The sequence below is a fragment of the Microcystis sp. M53603_WE2 genome, assembly GCF_030065435.1.
This window is the reverse complement of the sequence record NZ_JASJFF010000265.1, coordinates 1-7,433: the sequence shown is the minus strand read 5'-3', so window position 1 is coordinate 7,433 and position 7,433 is coordinate 1. Positions and strand designations below refer to the sequence as shown.

Annotated in this window: 8 protein-coding genes; 4 read left to right on the top strand and 4 right to left on the bottom strand. The window is 44.4% G+C overall.

Going from position 1 to position 7,433, the window contains the following annotated elements:
• On the bottom strand, positions 1-113 hold a 113-nt coding region (locus PX481_RS05830; RefSeq protein WP_288093962.1), incomplete at its 3' end, for a DUF2887 domain-containing protein.
• Between PX481_RS05830 and PX481_RS05825 the strand changes: the two genes are divergently transcribed.
• Positions 112-273: a hypothetical protein gene (locus PX481_RS05825; protein ID WP_288027480.1), complete on the top strand. Its 162-nt coding sequence runs from the start codon at positions 112-114 to the stop codon at positions 271-273. The two genes, PX481_RS05830 and PX481_RS05825, sit on opposite strands and share 2 nt — an antisense overlap.
• A gap of 5 nt (positions 274-278) precedes the next feature.
• Here the strand turns inward: PX481_RS05825 and PX481_RS30040 are convergent, their stop codons facing one another.
• On the bottom strand, positions 279-404 hold the full coding sequence (locus PX481_RS30040; protein WP_002760323.1) for a hypothetical protein: 126 nt from the start codon (positions 402-404) through the stop codon (positions 279-281).
• A 187-nt stretch (positions 405-591) separates the two neighbouring features.
• Here PX481_RS30040 and PX481_RS05815 point away from each other — a divergent pair, with 187 nt between their 5' ends.
• From PX481_RS05815 to PX481_RS05805, 3 genes are read left to right on the top strand one after another with little or no spacing between them, the layout of a single operon-like run.
• Positions 592-2,502, top strand: coding sequence for a heavy metal translocating P-type ATPase (locus tag PX481_RS05815; RefSeq protein ID WP_288093961.1), 1,911 nt, complete (start codon positions 592-594; stop codon positions 2,500-2,502).
• Between the two features lie 20 nt (positions 2,503-2,522).
• Positions 2,523-3,803 (top strand): histidine--tRNA ligase, encoded by a 1,281-nt coding sequence (gene hisS, locus PX481_RS05810; protein WP_002760319.1) that lies wholly within the window; start codon positions 2,523-2,525, stop codon positions 3,801-3,803.
• Between the two features lie 41 nt (positions 3,804-3,844).
• A complete protein-coding gene (locus PX481_RS05805; protein ID WP_002760318.1) occupies positions 3,845-4,495 on the top strand; it encodes a hypothetical protein in 651 nt (216 codons plus the stop codon).
• A gap of 245 nt (positions 4,496-4,740) precedes the next feature.
• Here the strand turns inward: PX481_RS05805 and murJ are convergent, their stop codons facing one another.
• Positions 4,741-6,468 (bottom strand): murein biosynthesis integral membrane protein MurJ, encoded by a 1,728-nt coding sequence (gene murJ / locus PX481_RS05800; RefSeq protein WP_002760316.1) that lies wholly within the window; start codon positions 6,466-6,468, stop codon positions 4,741-4,743.
• Positions 6,413-6,949 (bottom strand): hypothetical protein, encoded by a 537-nt coding sequence (locus PX481_RS05795; RefSeq protein ID WP_002760314.1) that lies wholly within the window; start codon positions 6,947-6,949, stop codon positions 6,413-6,415. Before PX481_RS05795 ends, murJ begins: the two co-directional genes overlap by 56 nt.
• Positions 6,950-7,433 lie beyond the last annotated feature (484 nt).

The window sequence follows — 7,433 nt, the reverse complement described above, 5'->3', positions numbered from 1 at the left end:
TCTACGGAGGAAAATCGATAGAAATTGGCTAATTCCCTGGGAAAGTCGATTAACTCAAACAGAAGATCGGGAAAGGTTTGAAAAAGTCGGTAGAAAATCGTGTCGGTTTTCATGAGTTCAATCTATTCCGCTGGTGCGTCACGGGGTTCTGGAGGAGTATTTTTGACTTCTTTGGGGTTAATTGCCTTCGGACTGCCAATAAAGAGCGATTTTAGCCAATTCCATCGCTTTTTTAGTAAGGATAGCATCGAAGAAAAGCGGAAAGGAAGATAAGGAAATTATATCTCTACTGGCGAAAGTCGTCCCTCTACCGGTTCAAATTCGTCCTCTAATAGCCAATTTTCCGTTTCCTCGTAACTCGCACCGGTAAATACCACCTGATAACCCTCAGAGGGAGCGTACACGCGATAGTTTCCTGAAGATTAAGCCAGTAAAAGCAAGATATAGGGAGGAGAGCATCGGATCGATCCAAACCTCGGCAAAATTCCAATTATTATCAGCTAAGTTGGCTGCAGGGGATAACGTCCTAGGGGTTTTCTGCATCGATCTAATTTTTTCTAGAATGGGGAGAAAAGTAATTGCCATCGCTCCATGATTCAGAGTATCTCGTCCTCTTGGTTGTCTGAGTATTCCTCGGCAGTTGCCGCAGGAATTTGCGCTATTTTAGTCTTTTTTGGTTGGTTATGCCTACACTTTAATCTGATCGGCCCGGCTTTTATCCTACTAGCGATCGCATATCTGGTGGGAGGATACGAGAGTACCCAAGCAGGATTGACGACTTTATGGGAGGAAAAAGAACTAGATGTGGACCTCTTAATGATTGTAGCGGCCTTGGGGGCGGCGATTTTGGGACTCTGGGACAGTAATTACTATCTCATCATCGATGGAGCCGTTTTAATCCTGATTTTCGCTATTAGTGGTGCATTAGAACAGATTGCCATGGCGAAAACCGATCGCAATATTCGTTCTCTCATGGCCATGACCCCCGATACTGCTAGATTAATCACGGGAGACAGGGAAAAAGAGGTTCCTATCAAGCAATTACGGATCGGTGATACAGTTTTGGTCAAACCGGGTGAATTAATCCCCATTGACGGCATTATTATGGAGGGAAACAGTCCCATTAATCAAGCGCCAATTACCGGAGAATCGCTTCCCGTGGATAAAACCATCGGGGAAGAAGTCTTTGCGGGAACTCTCAACGGTGCAGGAGTGCTACGTTTAAAGGTGGAAACTCCCCCCGAAAGTCGCTTAATTGAGAGGGTGATTCGTTTGGTAGAAAAAGCGCAAAATGAATCCCCTCCCTCCCAACAGTTTATCGAAGGTTTCGAGCGGGGTTATGCGAAAATTATCGTGATTTTGGGCTTAATTTTCGGGATTTTACCGCCTTTTTTCTGGGGTTGGACCTGGGAAACCACTATCTATCGGGCCTTAATTTTTCTCGTGGTGGCTTCTCCCTGTGCTTTAATGGCCTCAATTATGCCAGCTTTGTTATCGGGTATCGCTAACGGGGCAAAACAGGGGATTTTATTCAAAAATGGCGCAAGATTGGAGATGATCGGCCGCATACGAGCGATCGCTTTTGATAAAACCGGCACTCTCACCCTTGGTAAGTTGCAAGTGGTGGAAATTATCCCTATCCATGCAGTCAGCGAAAATGAGGTGTTAGCGGTGGCTGCATCCCTAGAATCCTGTTCCGAACATCCCATCGGATCCGCTATTACCGCCACAGCCAGGGAACGTGGTATAAATTTCTTCAGTGCTAATCAGGTGCAAGCGGTATCGGGACGGGGTATCACGGGAAAAATTGCCGATAAGTCGGTATCTGTGGGCAATTTTGCCTATATTCGTGACCATATTTCCGATCTTGACCAGAATATCCTAGCTATGCGCGAACGTTTACAAAAAGAAGGCAGAACCCTAGTTTGGGTAGTACAAGAGAATCAGATAATCGGGGCGATCGCTGTGTCCGATACCCTGCGGGAATCGGCAGTTAATCTGGTGAAGCAGCTAAAAAAGATCGGTATCGAACATATCGTTTTAATTACGGGTGATAATCAACAAAGTGCCGATAAAGTTGCTGAAAAACTCGGCATTGAGGAGGTTTACGCTGATTTACTCCCCGAAGATAAGTTAACCGTTATCCAAAATCTGCAAGAAAAATATCACACTGTCGCTATGGTGGGGGATGGCATTAATGACGCGCCCGCTTTAGCTATGGCTAATGTGGGGATTGCCATGGGAAAAGCGGGTAGTGATGTCGCTTTGGAAACGGCCGATATTATCCTTATGTCCGATAATTTAGCCAAAATTCCCAGCGCGATTAACCTCGGTCGTCGTGCCAATCGCATCGTTAAACAGAATATCACTTTCGCCCTCGCGTTTATCGGCATATTGCTAATAGCCAATTTTGCCGGTGATATAACTTTACCTCTTGGTGTCATCGGTCATGAAGGATCGACGGTATTAGTGACTCTAAGCGGTTTAAGATTGTTCAAATAGGGATAAAAATACAGAGAACTATGGGCGAAATCCAGGCAATCCGAGGCACAAAAGATATTTTACCGGCGGAGGTCGGTTACTGGCAGTGGTTAGAGGAAACTGCCAGCAGAATTTTAGGGACTGCGCTGTATCAAGAGATACGAACTCCCATTTTTGAACAGACGCAACTTTTTGAACGGGGTATCGGGGAAGCGACGGACGTGGTAGGTAAAGAAATGTACACTTTCCTCGATCGCGGTCAACGTTCCCTGACTTTGCGACCGGAGGGAACGGCTGGGGTCGTTCGCGCCTATATTGAACACAAATTACAGGCCGCCGGAGGAGTACAAAGACTCTGGTATAAGGGGCCGATGTTTCGTTATGAACGTCCGCAAGCGGGTAGGCAGCGACAGTTTCATCAAATCGGGGTCGAATTGTTGGGAAGTGATGACCCTAGGGCGGATGTGGAAGTAATTACCCTTGCCAGCGAGATATTAAAAGCTGTGGGGCTAGAAAACCTAAAATTAGACCTTAATTCCCTGGGAAATGCCCAAGATAGGCAAAATTATCGTCAGGCTTTGCTAGATTATTTGACTCCCTACAAAGCTGATTTAGACGCGGATTCTCAACAGAGATTAGAAAAAAATCCCCTGCGAATTTTGGATAGTAAGGACGAGAAAACCAAGATTATCTGTAAGAATGCCCCCAGTATTCTTGAACATCTCGGCAGTGATTCTCAAAAGCATTTTGAACGGGTGCAATCTTTACTAACTGATTTGGGAGTTATCTATAATCTTAATCCCTGTTTAGTGCGAGGATTGGACTATTACACCCATACGGCCTTTGAAATTCAGTCCGATGATTTAGGCGCTCAAGCCACGGTTTGCGGTGGTGGTCGTTATGATGGTTTAATAGCTCAATTAGTCGGTCCAGACACACCAGCAGTGGGTTGGGCGATCGGTTTAGAACGTCTGATTATATTATTACAACAAAAGCAATCTTTATCTTTTTTGGTTCCCGATTTTTATCTCGTCTCCAAAGGAGAAAAAGCTGAGGCCCGCAGTGTGGTGTTAGCGCAACAATTACGCGGATTGGGGTTTAGCGTTGAGTTAGACTTAAGCGGCAGCGCTTTCGGAAAACAATTTAAACGGGCCGATCGAGCTAAGGCGGTGGGCTGTATAATTTTGGGGGATGCTGAGGCTGAAAATGGCACGGTACAACTGAAATGGATGGCCACCCAAGAACAAATTAGTCTAACCCAAGCGGATTTATTGACACAAGCAAGGGAATTAAAAGCGCAAATCTCTCGGCACAAATCCTAAGTTTTAGCGTCATGGCCAAACATTAGGCCTAGGCTAGGATTATGGAATTTATACTGCAAAAACAAGGGGAGAATCACGGACACACAATTTCTAATAATTCTCTAGAAATTGTCTCGGGAAACTATCGTCTCTTGGCCCGTCTGGATTCTCCTTTTGCTCATATTGAAGTGCGTATCGATTACGAATCTCCCGAAAGTAGTGAAAGATATACTCATTATTATCGATCGGATGCCGGGGGTTGGCTGGAAATTTTTTCCTATCGAGATTTAGGAATAGGTAGCTGGAAAATTCGCTGTTATGGGGATATTCTGGCAGAATTGGGGGGGCAAGGTTGGCAAGAAATGTTAACTTTAATTGTTACTCCTGTTAAGATCAATTATCTGGCTCAATTAGAACAGTTGATTAAAACCGAAATTGAACCTTTATTAGCACGAGAATCCTCTCCAGAGATGGTAAAATTAGAACTGGCCGATTTAACCAATAATTCTGCCTTTGTTTTTGATTTATGCCTACCGGGGCAAACAATGACCGCTAGGGAAGGGGTAACTCTAGAACTGCCGGAACCTGCTAATATGAAAAAGAGCCTTCAAAGTTTATCTAATCGCAATTCTGCACCCCTACCCCCGAAAATATCCGGTTCTAATTCTCGCCGAAAATCACCGCAACTGCCCCCAATTCCTAAAAATAAATAGGGTTTGCTGAATAAATGTGAAAACCTTGTTGGGTAAAACTTTTAGACCTTTTGCCCATCAAAAAGTGCCGACCCTTGGAGTGATTGGGGGGAAAATTCAGGTACTTTTTCCCTGAAAATTAGATAATTGACCAGATGAAAATCGGTAAAACCCTACACCCTACACCCTACACCCTACACCCTGCCCCCAGAAAAAACTTTTTCAGCAAACCCTATGTAATGATGAGGTGAGGCAGCAACTTAAACCTAAGATTTTTTCAAGAACTTCTGACGAACTCGCGAGATTAATAGGTCTAATTCAGGTAACTTCAATAACATCGCACCGAGGAGGAATAAACCCACCGCTACGGTTGAAGCAAAACCTAACTGTAATAATTGTAAGAAAATATTACCAGCACCGAAAACCTTTTCCCATCCCCAACTAGCTCCCCAACTAGCAACACCAGAAAGCATTGTAATTACCGTTAATCCCAATAAGGATAAACCCCATTCTCCTAGAGGTAAACCCCCTAAACGACGATTTAAAATTACCGTAAAAATGCCCATAGAAAGGATATTAACCCCCACGGTTGCTAAAACAATCCCCGGAGTACCAAAAGGTCTATACAAGAGGAAATCCAGCACACCATTGAGAAAAATATTCACCATACTCACCTTAAAGGGAGTGTCACCATCACCCAAAGCATAGAACACTCGTACTAAAACATCGCGGCCGAGATAGAAAAACATCCCGAAACCGTAGGCCATTAATACGGGAACCACCTGTTCCGAGGCAGCCAGATTAAAGGCACCCCGTTGATAGATAACTCGCACTACCGGGAAAGCGAGGGCGATAAAGATAGCGGTGAAGGGTAACATGGTTAAAGCCGTCAATAATAAACCCTGACGGATTTTTCGCTTCAATTCTCCCCAATTTTCTGGTTCCGTCAGTCGAGAAAATATCGGCATAAACGGCACGAGAATCATGTTAGACATGATGCCCAAGGGCGTGAGAACGATAAAACTGGCGTAACGCATGGAAGCGGCGGCATTTTCGATAAAAGAAGCGAAAAAGAGGTCAGTATAAACGTTAATATGCAACATTCCCGAAGATAAGGTCGCCGGAATCATCACCCGCAACACCTCCGACACCCCCGGAATCCGCCAATCCCAACGAAATGTTAATTTTCCTAAACCTGCCTTGACTTGTGCGCCTACTTGTGCCAACCATTGCCAAAGCGCCCCAACGAGAGTACCGCCGGCGAGGACAAAACCCCCCAGTTGCACATATTGCGGCTCATCAATGCGATCGCCAAGTGACCAGGCCAGCAAACCCACCCCGATAATCACCGCCACACTGGAAAAAAGCGGACTGAGACTCGGTAGCCAGTATTGGTCCGCCGCGTTGAGAGTACCGAAACCGATGCCGATTAAACCAGCTAAAACCGCCATGGGGGCCATAATTTGCAGTTGTTGAATGGCCATGCTGCGGGTGGCGGCATCTAAACCGGGAGCGAGAACATCGATAAAAATATTGGCAAAAACGATTAAAAAGACGGTGACAGTTAATAAAATCGCACTGACTAGGGTGGTGACAGTCTCGACAATCGGCGCGGACTCGGATTTATCTCTTTTGGCCAAAACACTGACCAAAGCACTGTGAAAGGGGCCGTTAATGCCACCGAGGAGAATTAACAGAAAACCGGGGATAACGTAGGCAAAAGCGTAGGCGTTCACCACCGGCCCGACACCGTAGGCAGCGGCGATTACCTGTTCGCGGACTAAACCAAAAACCTTACTGATTAAGGTGGCAACGGCGACAATTCCGGCAATACCGGCTAAGGAACGGGTAGCTTTCTTATTAATGACGACACCTCGAAAGAAAACAACTGCATTGATCGATTTTACCCGTTTCTGTGTTCCCGTAGAAAAGCGATCTCTAGTTGTCAAATTTAATTTGACTGGAATGTATAACACCCATTTCCCCACAGACATTCGTATAATACCAAGAGCCAACTGAACCATAAATATTGATGGTTCTACGTTCTCTGACTGAACAGATGATATTGCCATTGGGGGATGTTCTCACATTTGATGGTGGAGAAAACACTATTGCTGTAGCGATTCTTGATGTGGATTGAGAACTATTAAATCTGTAACTACACACCACCTCTAGCATTGTTTGAGTCGCCTGAGAGCGGGGACGATGAATTTGTCTTTCGGGAAAAGTCGTCCAAGTTCCGTTATCACAATTAGCTTGGCTAACCAGTCGTTGATTTCCTAAATAATAAACAAAGTCAACACTACGGGAACTAGCCAGAACAATCGAACATAAATCGATGTTAACGCTTTTTCCCGTCACAGCAGTTCCGGCAAAGTAATTACAAGTTTCAGCCAAAACTATATTCGGTTTTGCCCAGGAAGCACCGATTACCATTGTCAAAGATAGACTAGAAATCAAAATAATTTTTTTCATGGTTGATTTGACATTTTCTGGAGGCTTTTTCTGAGATCATTTTATACTCAATTGAATTGCGGCTAGAACCTGATGGCGACAAAATATTAGTATTTTTTATCTAATTCTCTGTTCCCGTAGAAAAGCGATCGCTAGTTGTCAAATTTAATTTGACTGGAATGTATAACACCCATTTCTCCATAGACATTCGTATCATACCAAGAGCCAACCGAACCATAAATATTGATGGTTCTACTCTTGATTACAAAAATCGCCCGTTCAAGAAAACTTAACAATGCCACCAGCGATCGCAGTTTTAAAGTTTAATTAACAAGAAGATAGTGATCGCACTGGATGAAAGTATTTCTGGCTCTTCGTTACTTGTTATGGTTCGATAGGGGGGCATAAATCGACTAAATCCTTATCTGGCAAGAGACTTAATTGATTAGTTCGCTCTAGATAAAAAACAATTGACAAAAATCGCTAAATGCCTTTCTCTATAAGG

Bases quoted from the DNA above. Each gene is read 5' to 3' on its own strand.
- PX481_RS05825 (WP_288027480.1), top strand. From the start codon at position 112: ATGAGTTCAATCTATTCCGCTGGTGCGTCACGGGGTTCTGGAGGAGTA.
- PX481_RS05815 (WP_288093961.1), top strand. From the start codon at position 592: ATGATTCAGAGTATCTCGTCCTCTTGGTTGTCTGAGTATTCCTCGGCA.
- hisS (WP_002760319.1), top strand. From the start codon at position 2,523: ATGGGCGAAATCCAGGCAATCCGAGGCACAAAAGATATTTTACCGGCG.
- PX481_RS05805 (WP_002760318.1), top strand. From the start codon at position 3,845: ATGGAATTTATACTGCAAAAACAAGGGGAGAATCACGGACACACAATT.
- PX481_RS05795 (WP_002760314.1), bottom strand. From the start codon at position 6,949: ATGAAAAAAATTATTTTGATTTCTAGTCTATCTTTGACAATGGTAATC.
- murJ (WP_002760316.1), bottom strand. From the start codon at position 6,468: ATGTCTGTGGGGAAATGGGTGTTATACATTCCAGTCAAATTAAATTTG.